Raw genomic sequence first — 17,105 nt, 5'->3', positions numbered from 1 at the left:
CCATGAGCGACGACACCCGCACCGGGATCCTCTCGGGCAAGACCATCCTCGTCACCGGGGTGATCACCGACGCCTCGATCGCCTTTCACATCGCCAAGCACTGCCAGCTCCACGGCGCGACCGTCATCCTCACCGCGTTCGGCCGGCCGTCACTGGTCCGGGCGATCTCGAAGCGACTGCCCGACAGGCCCGCGGTGATCGAACTGGACGTGCAGAGCGAGGAGGACCTCGCGGCGCTCGAGGGCAGGGTGCGAGAACACGCCGATTCGCTCGACGGGGTGGTGCACTCGATCGGGTTCGCGCCGCCCAGTTGCCTCGGTGACCCGTTCCTCGACGCGCCCTGGAAGGACGTCTCGGTCGCCGTGGAGGTCTCCGCCTATTCGTACGCGTCACTCGCCAGGGCGGTGCGCCCGTTGCTCAACCCCGGCGCGTCGATCATCGGACTGGACTTCGACCCGCGGTTCTCCATGCCCTTCTACAACTGGATGTCCGTGGCCAAGAACGCCCTCGAGGCGGTCAACCGCTACGTGGCCCGGGACCTCGGTCCCGAGGGCGTCCGGTCCAATCTCATCGCCGCCGGCCCCGTCAAGACCCTCGCGGCCAAGGCCATCGCCGGCGACGCGCTCGGTCCTGGCGGAGAACTGGACCAGATGCAGGACGAGTGGGCCAAGCGCGCCCCCCTGGGGTGGGACGTGAACGACCCCACCGCGGTGGCGACCACCGCGGTGGCGCTGCTCTCGGACCTCATGTCCGCCACCACGGGAACAGTGATCTATGCAGACGGTGGAGCCGGCACCGTCTCCTTCAGCGGACAGGAGAGCTCCTAATGACCGATGGTGAACTCGAGGTGACAGGGCCCGTGGACGCCCTCCTCGTCCTGTCCTTCGGCGGGCCCGAGGGACAGGAGGACGTGATCCCCTTCCTCGAGAACGTCACCCGCGGACGAGGGATCCCGGCGGAGCGACTGGAGGAGGTCGCCACCCACTATCGACAGCTGGGTGGCCGCAGCCCGATCAACGACCTCAACCGCGAGATCATCACCCACGTGGAGGGGGAGTTGGCCCGCAGGGGCAGGGACCTGCCGGTGTACTTCGGGAACCGCAACTGGACCCCGATGATCGAGGAGACGGTCCGGCAGATGGCCGCGGACGGCGTCCACAAGGCGGCGGTGTTCGCCACCTCCGCGTGGGGCGGCTACTCCGGCTGTGCGCAATACCAGGAGGACATCGCCCGCGCGCGCGAGAAGGTCCCCGGTGCGCCCTCGATGGTCCGCCTGCGACAGTTCTACGACCATCCCCTGTTCATCGAGCGGTTCGCGTCCGACCTCCGCACCGCCCGGGCAGCAGCGGCGCCGGGAGCCCGCGTCATCTTCACCGCGCACTCGGTTCCCGAGGCGGCGGACGCCGTCGCGGGTCCGCCCACACTCGGAGGTCGTCTCTACAGCCGTCAGGTCGCCGAGGCGTCGAGGTTGGTCGCCCGGGCGGCGGGGGTCGACGATCATGACCTGGTCTGGCAATCCCGTTCCGGACCCCCGAGCGTGCCGTGGCTCGAGCCCGACGTGGTGGACCATGTCCGCGACCTGGCGGAGAACAGCGGCGTCCGCGACGTCGTGATCGTCCCGATCGGGTTCATCTCCGATCACGTCGAGGTGATCTGGGACCTGGACACCGAGCTGGTGGACGAGGTGCGCGAACTCGGCGTGACGGTCACCCGCTCCGCGACCCCCGGTCCGAGCCCGGAGTTCGCCCGGATGGTCCTGCAGCTGCTCGAGGAGGTCGAGTCCGGAGTGAGGGGCGACAGACTCGGCGACGTGCCCGCGCTGGGCTGCAACCGAGATGGTGCCCGATGCGCGGTGGGGTGCTGCTCCCGGTAGACGACACCGGGACCACGGTCCCCGGGGCGCTCCTCAGGCGCCGCGGGAGGCCGCGTCCCCCGCGGCGGCGACCGCCGCGCGACGAGCGGCGTCCTTCACTGCCACGAGGCGTCGCAGGACCGGTTCCCGGGCGGCCGGGTCGACGCCCACGTCCGGCTGTGCCAGCGCGACCGAGATGATCGCCTCCACCCTGTCGATCCTGTCCACCAGCTCGATCACGCGGGACGGCAGACCGGCGGGTAGCCGGGTGGCGTGGGAGTCCAGATCCAGATCGCCGACCTGACCCACCCGTGTCGTGGTCCGCTCGATCAACTCCGCCGCCTCGATCACGGCCTGCCCCAGGGCGAACAACGCCGCGGAGGGCCCGTCGGGCTGAGGAGGCACCGGACAGTCAGCGATGCCGCGCACACGCCAACGCAGGACGTCCGGGTGCGGGTGGACGCAGGTGAGGACGACCGCCTCGCGGCTCGCCGGATCGCGGACCAGGACCCCCCACCCCGACTCCGAGACGTCGGAGCGGAGCGAGGGCACCGCGGGGAGGCTCGACGAGTCCCCGGGCGCCGCGGTGAGCAGGGCCAGCGACTCCGGGGCGGGATGCGATCCAGCCGAGCGCCGGAGACCGGTGACGAGCCCGGGTAGCAGCGCGGTGGGCCCCGAGGCGGGGGAGATCCCGTCCAGCATCCGCACGGGCTCGCCGATGACCTCGACGAGGTGCGACCCTGCCAGGCCCGAGACATACCCGGTCAGTTCGTCAAAGGGCTGATCACCCCAGGCGGTGCGCAGGAGGAACAGCGGCAGCGGCCACGCGGGGGACAGCGCGGCGCTCCGGGTGAGGGGGCGGGACATGACGATCAATCCTACCGGTCGGTGCGCCGCCCGCCCCCCACGCGCGGATCCGGCTACCGTGTCGGCCCATGGCAGACATGTACGGATCCGACATCCTGTCCGGGACGGCGCGACGTCGACGACCGGAGCCCCCCGTCGTCGTCGCCGAGAGCGATCTGGTGGTGGAGCACGCGGACTCCGGCTACTGCGGTGCCGTGGTGGGGTTCAACCGCACCCCCGACGGCGACTTCGTCAAGCTCGAAGATCGGCGCGGCCTGGTCCGCCTCTTCGCCATGACCCCCTCGGCCTTCCTCATCGACGGCTCACCGGTGACGCTCCGGAGGCCCGGGCCGGTCGTGGCGGCCGGCCCGAAGGTCACGGCGTCCGGGTCCCGGAAGGTGGAGGGACTGCGTGCCAGGACCGCGCGCGCGGGCCGTATCTGGGTCGAGGGCATCCACGACGCAGCCATCGTCGAGAAGATCTGGGGCCACGACCTGCGGGTCGAGGGGATCGTCGTGGAGCCGCTCCACGGGATCGACGACCTGCCCGCGCTGGTGGCGGAGTTCGGGCCGACGCCGCAGGCGCGCCTGGGCGTCCTGGTCGACCACCTGGTCACGGGCAGCAAGGAGTCCCGGATCGTCGCCGGGCTCGGCGGCGACGTGCTGGTGACCGGCCACCCCTACGTGGACATCTGGCAGGCGGTCAAGCCCCGGGCCGTGGGGATCCACACATGGCCGGTCGTCCCGCGGGGGGAGGACTGGAAGACCGGCATCTGCGACCGGCTCGGGTGGGGCGAACCGGCCGACGGATTCCGACGGGTCCTGGGCGCGGTGAGCACGTACCGGGACGTGGAGCCGGCCCTGCTGGGTGCGGTCGAACGTCTGGTGGACTTCGTCACCGAGCCCGCCTGATCCCCACCCGGGGGCAGCTCACCCGGGTCTGCCGACCGCGTCGTCGTCTCCACGGACGGGCAGGCGGGCGTCCAGGATCATCCCGACCAGCCCCACCGCCGCGAACGCGCCCGTCGCCCACAGTGCGGCGGTCCCGTCGCCCTCGGTGAGGGAGTGCCCCAGCAGGATCGCCGCGACGGTCCCCGGGGTGCTGCCGATGATGGTCGCGGGAAGGAACTGACGGAACGGGATCGAGGTGAGGGCGGCCGCGTAGTTGACCACCGAGAACGGCGCTGCCGGCACCAGCCTCAGGCTCCCGACGGAGAGCCATCCGCGACGCCGGAGCCGCGCGTCCACCGCCGCGATGCGGGGATCCGCGCGCAGCGCGGCGGTACGGCGGTGGCCCAGACGGCGGACGCCGACGAAGGCGAGGGTGGCCGCTATCCCGGAGGCCACCAGTGACCACGGGATCGCCACCGCGGGCGCGAAGAGCACAGCGGCCGAATAGGTGAACGTCGACCGGGGGACCGGTGCCACGGTGACGAGCGCGTAGGCCGAGAAGAACGCGACCGGGAACCACGGGCCCAGCTGATCCGCCCACCCGCGCATCTGCTCCAGACCCGGGGTCGGGACGACGGTGGCCAGCACCACCAGGGCCAGGACGACCGCCACCCACCAGATCACCCGTCCGCGCACGGATCGACTGTAGTCGCCCGGCTCGCCGAGCCCTCCCCTGGTGACCCCGCACACATGGTCACGTCTCGACAGTGGGAGGGGCTGCATTAGAGTCCGTGGTGACCCCCTTCACTCCACAAGAGAACGAGGTACCGGTGTCCAGTCCGACCACAGGTCCCGACCTTCACTCCTGGTACGCCTCTGTGGGAGCCGTCCTCGCGAAGGCCGCCCGCAAGGATCCCTCCGAGATGCCCGAGGACGCGTGGCGCGCCCTCGTTGCCACCACCCGCGACGGGATCGAGGTGAACCCCCTCTACACGCGCGCCGACGAGACGCCCGAGCGCCCGGCTCCGGGGTCGTTCCCGTTCGTGCGGGGAGGGGACCGGTCGGGACTCCCGGAGAACGGCTGGCACGTCAGTGCCAGGGTCGAGGCCACGGGTGACCCGAGCGAGGTCAACACCTCGGTCCTGGACCTGCTCGGCCAGGGCGCGTCCGCGCTGTGGTTGCGGGTGTCGGCCGCCGACGTGGCCGCCGTCCTCAAGGACGTCTACCTGGACCTCGCGCCGGTGACCCTCGACGCCGGATCCGACCTCGTCGACGTCACCGAGGCGTTCCTCGAGCTGCTCGACCAGCGCAGGGCCGCAGGTGACGGGGTGACCGACCGGTCCGCGGTGATCGCCGACCTCGGCGCGACACCGGTCACCGCCGCGTACGCCTCGGGCCCGTCGTCGGAATCGGTCGACCTCGACACCGCGGTCGGCCTCGCCACCCGAGTGACCGAGCGCGAGGAGACCGTCCGGACCTTCGTGGCCGACGGCACCGTCTTCCACGCCGATGGCGCCGGGGACGCGCAGGAGCTCGCCTACGCGGTGGCCGCGGGACTGGAGTACGTGCGGGCACTGGTGTCGGCGGGGCTCGACGTCGAGGTCGCCCTGCGCCAGATCTCGTTCCGACTGTCCGCCACGGACGACCAGTTCGTCTCGATCGCCAAGTTCCGCGCCGGACGCCTGATGTGGGCCCGCGTCGCCGAGCTCCTGGGCGTACCCGACGCAGGGGATGCGCCGCAGCACGCCGTCACCTCCTCGGCCATGATGGCGCGACGCGACCCGTGGGTGAACATGCTGCGCACCACCCTCGCGTCGTTCGGGGCCGGGGTCGGCGGTGCCACCTCCGTCACCGTCCTGCCGTTCGACGCCTCCCTGCCCGGGGGGCTGGAGAGCGCCTCACCGGCCTTCGCCGAGCGCATCGCCCGCAACACCCAGCTGCTTCTGCTCGAGGAGTCGCACCTGGGCCATGTGGTCGATCCAGCCGGTGGATCCTGGTACGTCGAGTCGCTCACCGACTCGCTCGCCGAGGCCGCCTGGTCCGCGTTCCAGACCGTCGAGGCCGAGGGGGGACTCGCCGCCGCCATCGCCTCGGGGAGCGTCGCCGCCGCGATCGCCCGGGTCCGCGAGGCCCGCGACGCCGACATCGCTCATCGCACCGCGCCGATCACCGGGGTCTCCGAGTTCCCGAACCTCGCCGAGCCACCGCTCGACCCGTCTCGGCGCGGCGGGGAGGACTACCGGTACGGGCGCGACTTCGAGGCCCTGCGCGACCGTTCGGACGCGCACCTGGAGGCCACCGGCACCCGGCCGACGGTCCTGCTCGCCGGGCTCGGCCCCATGGCGGAGACCACGGGTCGGGTCACCTTCGTCGCCAACCTGCTCGCGGCGGGCGGGATCGAGGCCCGCAACCCCCTGGCCACCGCGGCCGAACAGTACGCCGGGGTCCGCGAGGGCGAGGAGATCGCCGTCCTCTGCGGCGCCGACAAGCGCTACGCCACCGAGGGCCCCGACGCCGTCCGTGCACTGCGTGACGCGGGTGTGACGACGGTGTACCTCGCCGGCGCGGAGAAGGGGTTCCCCGCCGACGCCGACGAGCGACCGGACGGGTACCTCGCCACCGGGATCGACGCCGTCGCCGCCCTTACCACCCTCCTCGACCAGCTGGGAGTGAAGTGAGATGACCACCTTCCCCGATTTCAGCATCTCCCCGCTCCGCGAGTCCACCGACGGCGCCCGCCGGCCGGGTTCCGTCGACGCGGGCCCCACGTGGGAGACCCCGGAGGGCATCGACGTCAAGCGGGTGTTCACCAAGGCGGACCGTGACGCGGTCGAGGCGGGCAGCGCCCCGACCGACGACGGCGAGAAGGTCACGCCCTTCCCGCTGGACACCGTCCCGGGAGCCGCGCCGTTCCTGCGCGGTCCGTACCCGTCCATGTACGTCAACCAGCCGTGGACCATCCGGCAGTACGCCGGCTTCTCCACCGCGGCCGAGTCCAACGCCTTCTACCGGCGCAACCTCGCGGCGGGCCAGAAGGGCCTGTCGGTCGCGTTCGACCTGGCGACCCACCGCGGGTACGACTCCGACCACCCCCGGGTCGCCGGGGACGTCGGCATGGCGGGGGTGGCGATCGACTCGATCCTGGACATGCGTGAGCTGTTCGACGGCATCGACCTGTCCGCTGTCTCCGTGTCGATGACCATGAACGGTGCCGTCCTGCCGATCCTCGCGTTGTACGTGGTGGCGGCCGAGGAGCAGGGGGTGGCTCCGGAACAGCTCGCGGGGACCATCCAGAACGACATCCTCAAGGAGTTCATGGTCCGCAACACCTACATCTATCCGCCCACGCCCTCGATGCGGATCATCTCGGACATCTTCGCCTACACCTCCCGCAAGATGCCCCGGTTCAACTCGATCTCGATCTCCGGATACCACATCCAGGAAGCCGGTGCGACGGCGGATCTGGAGTTGGCGTACACGCTCGCGGACGGCGTCGAGTACCTGCGCGCCGGGCTGGACGCCGGGCTGGAGATCGACAAGTTCGCCCCTCGGTTGTCCTTCTTCTGGGCGATCGGGATGAATTTCTCCATGGAGATCGCCAAGCTGCGGGCGGGCCGCCTGCTCTGGAGTGAACTGGTGGAGAAGTTCGGACCGCAGAACGAGAAGTCCAAGTCTCTGCGCACCCATTCCCAGACCTCCGGCTGGTCTCTCACCGCCCAGGACGTGTTCAACAACGTCGCCCGCACGTGTATCGAGGCCATGGCCTCGACGCAGGGGCACACGCAGTCGTTGCACACCAACGCCCTGGACGAGGCGCTGGCCCTGCCCACCGACTTCTCCGCCCGCATCGCGCGGAACACCCAGCTCCTGCTCCAGCAGGAGTCGGCGACGACCCGCCCGATCGACCCCTGGGCGGGGTCGTACTACATCGAGTGGCTCACCGCTCAGCTCGCCGACAAGGCCCGACTGCACCTCATCGAGATCGAGGAGGCGGGGGGCATGGCGCAGGCGATCGGAGAGGGGATCCCCAAGCTCCGCATCGAGGAGGCCGCAGCCCGCACGCAGGCGCGGATCGACTCCGGTCGCCAACCGGTGATCGGGGTCAACAAGTACGTCGTCACCGAGGACCAGGAGATCGAGGTCCTCAAGGTCGAGAACTCGCGCGTGCGCACGGAGCAGCTGGCCAAGCTGGACAGGCTCCGGGCTGAGCGCGACGAGGCAGCGTGTCAGGCGGCCCTGGACAGGCTCACCGAGGCCGCCGGCGGCGGGGCCGGGAGCGGTATGGAGAACAACCTCATGGCGTTGGCCATCGACGCCGCCCGCGCCCACGCCACCATCGGCGAGATCTCGGACGCGCTCGAGAAGGTCTACGGTCGACACAAGGCGGAGATCAAGACCCTGTCCGGCGTGTACCGGCAGGAGGTCTCGAAGGAGGGCGCGGTGGACAACGTCACCAAGGCGATGAAGATGGCCGAGGAGTTCTCCGAGCAGGAGGGTCGCAGGCCGCGCATCCTGCTGGCCAAGATGGGCCAGGACGGTCATGACCGCGGGCAGAAGGTCGTGGGGACCGCATTCGCCGACCTCGGCTTCGACGTGGACATGGGCCCGTTGTTCCAGACCCCGGAAGAGGTCGCCCAGCAGGCCGCTGACGCCGACGTCCACGTGGTGGGCGTGTCCTCCCTGGCCGCCGGTCACCTCACCCTGGTGCCGGCCCTGCGCGAGGCGCTCGCCGCCGTGGGCCGGGAGGACATCATGGTCACCGTCGGTGGCGTCATCCCGCCCGGTGACTTCCAGGAGCTCTACGACGCCGGGGCGACCGCCATCTATCCCCCCGGCACCGTGATCTCGGACGCGGCGATCGAACTGCTCGGGGCACTGGCCCGGGAACTCGGTCACGAGCTGCCCTCCGCCGGCCCGGAGTCCCCGGGCTCGGCCGCCGCGGGCTCGGCACCGGCGCGCGCCGACGAGGGGGCAGAGGCGGGGGCCGAGTCCTGAACCGCCTCGGCTCCGGTCCCGATCCCGCGGGCTCGGGCAACGTCTCGGGCAGCCTGTCGACCACTCTCGGTACGGGTGCGGTCCGCGGTCCGGTCCCGTCTGCGACGGGCCCGCGGCCGCGCCGGGAGATCGACGTGGCGGCCCTCCTCGAGGGGGTGCTCGAGGATGATCGTCCCGTCCTCGCCCGCGCCATCACGTTGCTCGAGTCCACGAACCCCGCACACCGCGAGAAGGCGCAGGAGCTGCTGCTCGGCGCGCTCCCGCACGCCGGCGGCGCGCTGCGCATCGGCATCACCGGGGTACCGGGCGTGGGCAAGTCCACGTTCATCGAGTCCTTCGGTCTGTACCTGGTGGAGAAGGGCCACAAGGTGGCGGTCCTCGCCGTCGACCCGTCCTCCACCCGCACCGGCGGTTCGATCCTCGGCGACAAGACCCGGATGGCCACGCTCTCGACGGAACCCCGCGCCTATATCCGACCGTCGCCGACCTCCGGCACGCTCGGAGGGGTGGCCAAGGCCACCCGCGAGACGATGGTGCTGCTCGAGGCAGCGGGATTCGACGTGATACTCGTCGAGACGGTGGGGGTGGGACAGTCCGAGGTCACCGTCGCCGGAATGGTCGACTGCTTCACGCTCCTCACCCTGGCCCGCACCGGAGACCAGCTCCAGGGCATCAAAAAGGGTGTCCTGGAGTTGGCGGACGTGGTCGCCGTCAACAAGGCCGACGGCCCCCACGTCAAGGACGCCAGGCGCGCCGCGCGGGAACTCGGCGCGGCGCTGCGGCTCGTGCGACCGGCGGACTCGGTGTGGAAGGTGCCCGTCCTGACGATGTCGGGGCTCGAGGGTGACGGTCTGGACGACTTCTGGGATGCCGTCCGATCGCACCAGGACACGATGGGGGAGATCGGCGAGGTCGAGGCCCGTCGGGCCCGTCAGCAGGTCGAGTGGACCAGGTCGATGGTGCACGACACCCTCATGGCGAGACTCGCGGCCGACCCCGAGGTGCGTCGGGTGACGGCCGATGTCGAGCGACGGGTCAGCGAGGGGACGTTGACGGCGGCCCTCGCTGCCCAGGCGATCATCGACGCCTTCGACCGCTGACGCGCCAGCTCGTCGGGGAGCGCGTCAGGCGTTCCACCACCGGCGAACCAGGTACTCGCGCTCGGAGGCGTTCTCCGTGAGCTGGTGGGCACGCGCCCAGGCCCGGCGGGCCTCGTCCCCGCGGCCGAGTTCCTCGAGCGTCGTCGCCCGCGCCGCGTGGAACGGGTGATGCCGCTCCAGCTCCGCCTCTCCGGCGAGGGCGTCGAGCTGCTGCAGGCCGGTCTGCGGTCCGTCGCGGCGTCCCACGGCCACTGCTCTCGCCATTCGGACGACGGGCCCGGGTGCGAGAGCCAGGAGGAGGTCGTACAGCACCACGATCTGTGCCCAATCGGTCGACTCGACGTCGCGCGACTCCGCGTGGACCGCGGCGATCGACGCCTGGACCGAGTAGGGCCCCGGCCCGCCGGCCGCGGCCTCCACGGCCAGGCCCAACCCCTCGTCCGACAGGAGACGGTCCCACCGGTCCCGGTCCTGTTCGCGCAGAGGGACGGGTAGGCCCTCGTCGTCGACCCTGGCCGGCGCGCGTGCCTCGGTGAGCAGGAGGAGGGCGAGCAGACCCGTCGCCTCCGGCTGCCCCGGTACGAGCCTGTACACGATCCGGGCGAGGCGGATCGCCTCCGTCGTGAGGTCCCCGCGCAGGTGGCCGTCACCGGTGGTCGCGGCGTATCCCTCGGTGAAGATCAGGTAGATCACCGCGAGCACCGCGGGCAGTCGCGCCGGCAGATCGTCCGGGCCTGGGGTGCGGATCGGGATCCGGGTGACCCGGAGGCGCTTCTTCGCCCGGACGAGGCGTTGCTGCACCGTCGTCACCGGGAGGAGGAAGGCGTGGGCGATCTCTATCGTCGTCAGCCCGCCGAGGTATCGCAGCATGAGCGCCACCTGCTCGTCGGTCTTGAGCGTGGGATGGCAGCACGCGAAGAACAGCTCAAGCCTGTCGTCGGGGATCTCGTCCGGGTGCACGACCGCACGGACCGGCGGCGCGAACGTTCGTCGGTCCTCCTCGACCCGGAGACGGGCGAGACGCTCGGTGAGCGCCTTCTCGCGTCGGAGCCGGTCGATCGCCTTGCGGGTGGCGGTGGTCGTGAGCCATGCGAGCGGGGAGTCCGGCACCCCGGTACGAGGCCAGGTCTCGATCGCCGCTTCGAGCGCGTCCTGTGCCGCGTCCTCGGCGAGATCCAGATCCCCGAAACGTGACGCCAGCGTGGCGAGGAGGCGCGAATGCTCCTCGCGCCGCAGTGCGGCGAGCACGTCCGACGCCGCCGGGCCCGGGGCGGTCACGGGGTCACCCCCGCGGCGCCCCGGGCCCGTCGGTCCGGCATCAGAACTCCAGCATCGCGCGGACCTCGACCCGTCCGCCCCTGGCGCCGGGGCACTTGGCGGCCCAGGCCAGCGCCTCGTCGATGTCCGCCACGTCGATGACGATCGTGCCGCCGACGAACTCCCTGCTCTCCGCGTACGGACCGGACGTGACGACGGCATCCGTCCCGCCCGCGGGGATCCTGACCGTAACGCCGGTCTCGGGGTCCTCCAGACCGAAACCACCGGCGAGGACGCCGGCCTTCTCCAGCTCGGCGTCGAAGGCCATGAACTCCTCGACGCCGGGGCCTTCATCCTCTCCGCAGCGCACGTCCTCGAGGTTGGCCATCAGCAGCAGTACGTACTTCATGTCGATCTCCTGATCGTGAGTGGTGGATGCCGGTCGCGGTGAAGTGCGCCGACACCTCCATGACGAACGGGCGCCGAAAGATCGACAGGTCCGCAGGATTATTCTCCGGAACGGGCCTCGGAAGACGACAGAGGGGGCGGTAGCGGTCGGCGCCCAGCCCGCCGACGCCCGGGCTCAGTACCGATCGTCAGGCACCCGGCGGCTCCGGGAGCGCATCGCGAACAGGAGACCGATCACGAAGAGCACCACACCGGCCACCATGAGGATCACCGCGAGGGTGTTCGAGTCGATACCCGGAATGTTCACCTCGACCGCGTACATGAGTATCGCGCCGATCACCACAAGGACCACTCCGCCGCCGATGTAACCCATGGCTCATCTCCTTCGTCGAGACCGCGCGCGTGTCCGCGGTCGTGCGCTCACCCTACGAGAACCCGGCGCCGAATTCAGGCGTGCGGAGAGAGGAGCTTTCGGGCCGGTTCCTCGATGAACCGGTAACTGGCCGCGCCCACGGCGATCGAACCGGCCACGGTGACGGGCCAGATCACGCCCATCCGCCGGGCCCACAGCGAGGTGCGGGTGAGCGGAAACGCGTAGTGCAGCACGATCAGGTGCCAGAGGAAGATCCCGTACGACCAGCGGCCGATCGCCTGTAGGGGTGCCGACTCCAGGACCCGGAACCTCGTGCCCGCCGGGGCCAGGACGACCGGCCCGAGGAAGAAGAACGCCATCGCCGCGGTGAGCCCGTTTCGCGAGGCGTATTCGCGTCCGCTCGGGTGGTGGAAACCCTCGGAGAACCAGCGGGTCGACGTGGTGGCGAGCAGCGCCCCGGCGCCAGCCGTCCACCAACCCCACCTCGCGTAGGGTCCCCGGCTCAGTCGGGCGAGCAGTCCCGGGCGGGCGGTGGCCAGCTCGGCCAGCAGCATCCCGGAGGCGAACCAGGCGGAGAACGACGGCGGCAGGATCTGGTCGTTGACGCCCCTGGGCAGGAGCCGGAGGCGCTGCCAGGGGATCAGCGGGAACAGCAGGCCGGAGAGCCCGAAGGCGCCGACGGCGGGCAGCCGCCATCGGGCTCGGTCGCCCCGCAGGTTCTTCATCCCGCTCCACAGCGCCGGGAGGGCCAGGTAGTAGGCCATCTCGACCGCGAGCGACCAGGCGTGCGTGAGCCCGGAGACGAGGAACTTCCGCTGGTAGATCTGCGTCAGGCTGAGGTTGCGCAGCCAGACCGCGGGGCCGTTGATCCGGTTCTGGGGTAGGAGCACCATGGCGACGGCGACGAGCACCGAGTACGCGGGCATGATCCGCACGAGCCGGGCCCGCAGGTAGGGGACCACCGCGCGGGCCGTTCCCGGCCGGCCGCGGCGGGCGTGGTCGGAGTGCGCCCGCCACAGCAGGAAGCCGGTCTTGGCGAAGAACACCGCCACCAGCATGTCCAGACGACCGTAGAGGCGGCGCACCGGCGTCCCGTAGGACATCCGGGTCACGAACGCGACGTGGGTGGTGATGATGCCGATCGCCGCGAGGCCGCGAAGACCTTCGAGCGCCGGGATGTGACCGCGAGCACCGGCGAGCCGCGGCTGCTGCACCCCGGTGGCCTCGGCTGCGGCGGTGTCGGGAGCGGCGACCAGGGTCGGAACTGTCGCCGTCGGCCGGGCGGGCTGCGCGAGGCGTCGCGCGGCGAACCCGGCCGCGACGGCTCCACCAGCGAGGGCGACGGCGGCGACAGGCCTCATGGACTCTCCCGGGGTTATTTCAAAGTGAGACGACGGTCCGTCGTCAGGCGACGGTGGTGCCGCCGCCAGGGCATCCGGACGAGATTAGCACCGGTTCCACACGGCGACCCCGGGGTGGTCAGCCGCGCTCGCACAGCACCTGGCCCACGGCGTTCAGCGCCCCGTCGTGCCGCCGTACCGGGCGTCTCGGGAGTGCTGGGGGAGCGGCCTGGTGGAGGTCATCTCAGCGCAGGTCCGCGATCGAGGCGGTGACCTCGTCCAACACCGCGACCGCACCACCGGGGACGGAGAGGTCGACGACGAGCTCGGCGTTCGCCGGCCGCCCACGGTGGCCACGGTGGTCCTCAACCGTCATCCCCCGGGTGTGCTCTCCCGCGCACTCGACGCGCAGATGGACGGGCTCGGTCAGGGCCGCCCCGGGGTGGAGCGCCAGCCAGGCCACCAGGGGATCATGCACCTGCGCGAGGTAGCCCTCGCCGACCGACTCGTGGAACTCGAAGTAGAAGCGCAGGGCATCCGCCAGGTGCCGGGACAGCGTCGATCCCTGTGCCGCCTCCACCAGGCGCCCGGAGCGCTCGGGCGTCCACACCGCCCGCTCCGTCAGGTCGAGCCCGCACCATCGGGCCGGCGCGACGGTCGGGTCGTCGGCACGCGCCGCCTCCCAGGCCAGGCACACACGGTCGGCGGCCTCGGGGTCCACGTCCACGTTCCACTCGCTCACGGGCGTGGTGTTGCCGGGGTGACCGCGGAAGGTTCCCCCCATCACGACGAGCCGCCGCAGCAACCGCGGGAGAGCGGGCTCGAGCTCCAGCGCGTGGGCCAGGGTGGACGAGGGGCCGGTCACCACCGCGACGAGCTCGCCCGGGTACGCGCGTGCCGCGTCCACCCAGAGCCGGGCGCCGTCCCGTGGAACGGTGGCCCTCGTCGTCGTCGGCAGGTCCGCGTGCCCCGCCCCGCGGGGGCCGTGCGTCTCGGGGGTCAGCACGTGGGGGACGGCGATCGGGCCGGACGCACCGGCGGCCACCGGGAGCTCCGGGGCGCCCGCGAGGTCCAGCCACACACACGCGTTGGCGACGGTGTCCTCGAGCCCGACGTTGCCGGCCGTGCACACGACCCCGGCCAGCTCGATCCGCCCGGCGAGGTGCTCGGCCACGAGGTAGGCGATCGCCAGGGCGTCGTCGATGCCCGGGTCGCAGTCGAGCAGTACCGGGGTCGGACTCACCTCGCGCGGCCCCCGGAGAGCAGGACGTCACGGGTCAGTTGCAGCTGCCCGGTGGGGGTGGCGACCTCGTGCAGCATGTGGCCCACGACCCAGTCCGGGGTGAAGGTCCCCGCGCGGCGCGCGGCGTCGACGTCGACCGTGGTCCCGGCCGGGTCGGCGAGATCCCCCCGCTCAGCCGCCGCGGCGGCCCACGCGGGCAGCCGGTCGATCAACGCCCCGAGCCGGGCGAGCTCGGGCTCCACCGGTCCGGCGAAGTCGAACTCCGCCTCGCGGTGCCGCACGATGTGCTCACCGCCGAGGCAGGCCGCGCCCCAGGAGGTGAGCACGCCGCACAGGTGGTGGACGAGCGCGGCGGCGGTGTTGGTGGGCCACTCGGAACCCTCGTCGGTGGGCCGTGAGTGCACCAGCGTGTCGGGCCGGTCGCCTCCGAGATCGGCCACCGCGGCGCGGATCGCGGGCAGCAGCTCGTCGGCCAGGATCCGCCGGGCGGCGTCGACGCTCACCACGGGCTGGGCTCGAAGTCCTTGAGGAAGCAGCCGTAGAGGTCCACTCCGGCCTCGCCGCGGACGATCGGGTCCACCACCCGGGCCGCGCCGTCGACGAGGTCCAGGGGCGCGTGGAAGCCCTCCTCGTGCAGCCGGACCTTGGTCGTGTGCGGACGCTCGTCCGTGATCCAGCCCGTGTCGACCGCGGTCATGAGGATGCCGTGTTCAGTGAACATCTCCTCGGCGGAGGTGCGGGTGAGCATGTTCAGACCCGCCTTGGCCATGTTGGTGTGCGGGTGCCCCGCACCCTTGTAGCGCCGGGAGAACTGCCCCTCCATGGCGGAGACGTTGACGACGTACTTGCGGCGGGCGTTCGACGCGGCGAGCGCGGGCCGCAGCCGGGAGACCAGGATGAACGGGGCGACCGAGTTGCACAGCTGCACCTCGAGCATCTCCATGGGCTCCACCTGCTCGACCGTGGCCACCCAGCTGTTGTGGTCGACAACGTCCGGCAGCAGCCCTCCGGCATCGATGGCGGTGCCGGCGGCCACCCGGTCCGGGGACGCCGACCCGGCCAGGAGCGCCTGCTCGGCGATGTGCCCGGCCTCGCGCTCGGCCTCATCGGAGCCGATGAGCGCGGACTCGCCGCCCATCAGCGCGGCCGGGTGCAGCTCGGAGGTGCGGCCCATGGTGATCATGGGGATGTCGGCGGCCCGTCCGGTGAGGGGCGCGGACTCCCCGTCCACGAGGCCGGAGTACGACCCGGGGGAGCGGCGCACCGTCTGGGCGGCGTTGTTGATGAGGATGTCCAGCGGCCCGGCGGCGGCGACCTCGTCGGCCAGTGCCACGACCTGCGCGGGATCGCGCAGGTCCACGCCGATCACGTGGACCCTGTCGGCCCAGTCCCCGTGGTCGGGCATCGAGGCGAACCGTCGGACGGCGTCGCGGGGGAAGCGGGTCGTGATGGTCACGTCGGCGCCCGCCCGCAGCAGCATGAGCGCGATGTACATCCCGATCTTGGCGCGACCCCCGGTGAGCAGGGCCCGCCGACCGGTCAGGTCCATGTCCGGGTCCCGCCTGGCACGGTTGGCCGCAGCACAGTCGGGGCATAGCTGGTGGTAGAAGGCGTCGACCTGGGTGTACAACTGCTTGCACACGTAACACGCCACCGCGCGCTGCAGGTGCCCGGCCACGGCACCCGGGGTGGTGGACACCAGTCGGATCCCGGCCGTCTCGTCGTCGATCCGCGACGGCGAACCGGTCGCGGTGGCCTCGATGACCGCCTTGTCCGCCTCCTGACGGGCGCGGCGGACCTCGTTCCGACGGGACTTCTTGAGCAACTTGAACATGTGGCCGACCGAGCGCTGTACCCGGATGGAATCGGGGTGGTCCTCCCCGAGCGCCGCCGCCTGGTCGAGGACGCGCTGGAGGGTCTCGAGGTCGTCCGGATCGATGCCTGTCACCAGGACACGGTACGACGACGAGGCCGTCGGTCCCTAAACCGCTCGCCCCGGCAGGGTGGGCGCGCGACCCGCCCTGAGCCCGGCGAGCGCCTCCTCCACGGCCCGCCGCTCGCGACTCTGCCTCCCGAGCGCCGTGGCCGGGGTGAACCCGTACCGGTGGGCGTAGGCCTCGGACACCAGTTGGGCGTGGGCCTCCACCGGGAATCCCCGCGGGGCACGGTCGCGGGGTGCACGGTCGGGGACGGCGCTGTCGAGCACCGCGCGCCAGTCGTAGGCCCGACGACCCTTCCGCGCCTGCTCGACCACTGCGATGACCACGTATCTGGGGCCGATGACCCGGCCCTGCCAGACGTGGACCAGCTCGTGCACGAGCGTCGGGGTGGCCCGCGGTCGCTCGACGCCCCGTCCACGCGGGCGCACGACTCCGGCGTCGGCGCCCAGGTAGATCAGGCCGGGCAGCGCGAACGCACGCCGGTGGGGCACTACGGGCACGTGTCCCCGACGGATCATCACCTCGGAAGGGTCGATGGTGTGGCCGAAGAACGCGCGCAGATCGTCGCGGACCTCGGGGGGCAGGTCGAGGGGTGGGGGAGCCAGGCCCAGGGTGTCGAGTCGCCGGTCGACGGCGCGGGCGGAGGCGTCGATCACCCGTCCCAGCGCATCCGCCGCCCGAGCGACGGCCGCCCTCGTCCGGCGGCGGTCACCGGACATCGATACCTCGCGGGTCACCGGTCCGTATGCGCCTAGTCTGCCTGGGACGAGTCTGCGCACTCGCTCGACGAGCCGCTGGTGCGCGGGCGGTGGCGGTGTGCGGGCCATCGGGAGTCCTCCCGGAAACAAGTGGGCCCCGGAT

16 protein-coding genes are annotated in these 17,105 nt (G+C 71.7%); 6 read left to right on the top strand and 10 right to left on the bottom strand.

All coding sequences use genetic code 11. The annotated features are described in order from the left end of the window. The first annotated feature begins 2 nt into the window (after positions 1 to 2). Together inhA and ABIE38_RS04415 are read left to right on the top strand one after the other, a co-directional pair. Positions 3 to 827, top strand: a complete 825-nt coding sequence (gene inhA / locus ABIE38_RS04420) for an NADH-dependent enoyl-ACP reductase InhA (protein ID WP_354054206.1) — start codon at positions 3 to 5, stop codon at positions 825 to 827. Next, complete coding sequence (locus ABIE38_RS04415) at positions 827 to 1,873, top strand: ferrochelatase (protein WP_354054205.1); 1,047 nt, start codon at positions 827 to 829, stop codon at positions 1,871 to 1,873. The genes inhA and ABIE38_RS04415 overlap by 1 nt, the downstream gene beginning before the upstream one ends. Positions 1,874 to 1,906: 33 nt before the next feature. Here the strand turns inward: ABIE38_RS04415 and ABIE38_RS04410 are convergent, their stop codons facing one another. Beyond that, positions 1,907 to 2,719, bottom strand: a complete 813-nt coding sequence (locus ABIE38_RS04410) for an Rv1486c family protein (protein ID WP_354054204.1) — start codon at positions 2,717 to 2,719, stop codon at positions 1,907 to 1,909. A gap of 77 nt (positions 2,720 to 2,796) precedes the next feature. On the opposite strand from ABIE38_RS04410, the gene ABIE38_RS04405 reads away from it, so the two are divergent. Continuing rightward, positions 2,797 to 3,609, top strand: coding sequence for a DUF3097 domain-containing protein (locus tag ABIE38_RS04405; protein WP_502914730.1), 813 nt, complete (start codon positions 2,797 to 2,799; stop codon positions 3,607 to 3,609). 18 nt (positions 3,610 to 3,627) lie between these two features. Here ABIE38_RS04405 and ABIE38_RS04400 read toward each other — a convergent pair whose 3' ends face one another. Continuing rightward, positions 3,628 to 4,284, bottom strand: coding sequence for a TVP38/TMEM64 family protein (locus ABIE38_RS04400; RefSeq protein WP_354054202.1), 657 nt, complete (start codon positions 4,282 to 4,284; stop codon positions 3,628 to 3,630). Between the two features lie 134 nt (positions 4,285 to 4,418). On the opposite strand from ABIE38_RS04400, the gene ABIE38_RS04395 reads away from it, so the two are divergent. From ABIE38_RS04395 to meaB, 3 genes are all read left to right on the top strand, one after another. Next, positions 4,419 to 6,266 (top strand): methylmalonyl-CoA mutase family protein, encoded by a 1,848-nt coding sequence (locus ABIE38_RS04395; RefSeq protein WP_354054201.1) that lies wholly within the window; start codon positions 4,419 to 4,421, stop codon positions 6,264 to 6,266. Position 6,267: 1 nt separating this feature from the next. After that, entirely contained in the window at positions 6,268 to 8,583 is a 2,316-nt protein-coding gene (scpA, locus tag ABIE38_RS04390; protein ID WP_354054200.1) for a methylmalonyl-CoA mutase, read from the top strand. Between the two features lie 134 nt (positions 8,584 to 8,717). Beyond that, on the top strand, positions 8,718 to 9,683 hold the full coding sequence (meaB, locus tag ABIE38_RS04385) for a methylmalonyl Co-A mutase-associated GTPase MeaB (RefSeq protein ID WP_502914712.1): 966 nt from the start codon (positions 8,718 to 8,720) through the stop codon (positions 9,681 to 9,683). A gap of 24 nt (positions 9,684 to 9,707) precedes the next feature. Here meaB and ABIE38_RS04380 read toward each other — a convergent pair whose 3' ends face one another. The 8 genes from ABIE38_RS04380 to ABIE38_RS04345 all read right to left on the bottom strand — a co-directional run bounded on the left by ABIE38_RS04380 (position 9,708) and on the right by ABIE38_RS04345 (position 16,981). Beyond that, on the bottom strand, positions 9,708 to 10,961 hold the full coding sequence (locus tag ABIE38_RS04380; protein ID WP_354054199.1) for an RNA polymerase sigma factor: 1,254 nt from the start codon (positions 10,959 to 10,961) through the stop codon (positions 9,708 to 9,710). Between the two features lie 40 nt (positions 10,962 to 11,001). Continuing rightward, a complete protein-coding gene (locus ABIE38_RS04375; RefSeq protein WP_354054198.1) occupies positions 11,002 to 11,349 on the bottom strand; it encodes a YciI family protein in 348 nt (115 codons plus the stop codon). 174 nt (positions 11,350 to 11,523) lie between these two features. Further along, positions 11,524 to 11,721, bottom strand: coding sequence for a hypothetical protein (locus ABIE38_RS04370; RefSeq protein WP_182640207.1), 198 nt, complete (start codon positions 11,719 to 11,721; stop codon positions 11,524 to 11,526). A 74-nt stretch (positions 11,722 to 11,795) separates the two neighbouring features. Next, positions 11,796 to 13,082, bottom strand: coding sequence for an acyltransferase family protein (locus ABIE38_RS04365; RefSeq protein WP_354054197.1), 1,287 nt, complete (start codon positions 13,080 to 13,082; stop codon positions 11,796 to 11,798). A gap of 223 nt (positions 13,083 to 13,305) precedes the next feature. Further along, positions 13,306 to 14,304 carry a nucleoside hydrolase gene (locus ABIE38_RS04360; protein ID WP_354054196.1) on the bottom strand — a complete coding sequence of 333 codons (999 nt, stop codon included), beginning with the start codon at positions 14,302 to 14,304 and terminating at the stop codon, positions 13,306 to 13,308. Continuing rightward, a complete protein-coding gene (locus ABIE38_RS04355; RefSeq protein WP_354054195.1) occupies positions 14,301 to 14,810 on the bottom strand; it encodes a mycothiol transferase in 510 nt (169 codons plus the stop codon). The genes ABIE38_RS04360 and ABIE38_RS04355 overlap by 4 nt, the downstream gene beginning before the upstream one ends. Next, positions 14,804 to 16,252 (bottom strand): SDR family NAD(P)-dependent oxidoreductase, encoded by a 1,449-nt coding sequence (locus ABIE38_RS04350; RefSeq protein ID WP_354054194.1) that lies wholly within the window; start codon positions 16,250 to 16,252, stop codon positions 14,804 to 14,806. Before ABIE38_RS04350 ends, ABIE38_RS04355 begins: the two co-directional genes overlap by 7 nt. A 33-nt stretch (positions 16,253 to 16,285) precedes the next feature. Further along, a complete protein-coding gene (locus ABIE38_RS04345; RefSeq protein ID WP_354054193.1) occupies positions 16,286 to 16,981 on the bottom strand; it encodes a hypothetical protein in 696 nt (231 codons plus the stop codon). Positions 16,982 to 17,105 lie beyond the last annotated feature (124 nt).

Source organism: Dietzia sp. 2505 (assembly GCF_040546785.1).
In the GTDB taxonomy this organism is placed as follows: Bacteria; Actinomycetota; Actinomycetes; order Mycobacteriales; family Mycobacteriaceae; genus Dietzia.
The sequence above is the reverse complement of the archived record's forward strand: the minus strand, read 5'-3'. Positions and strand labels throughout refer to the sequence as shown.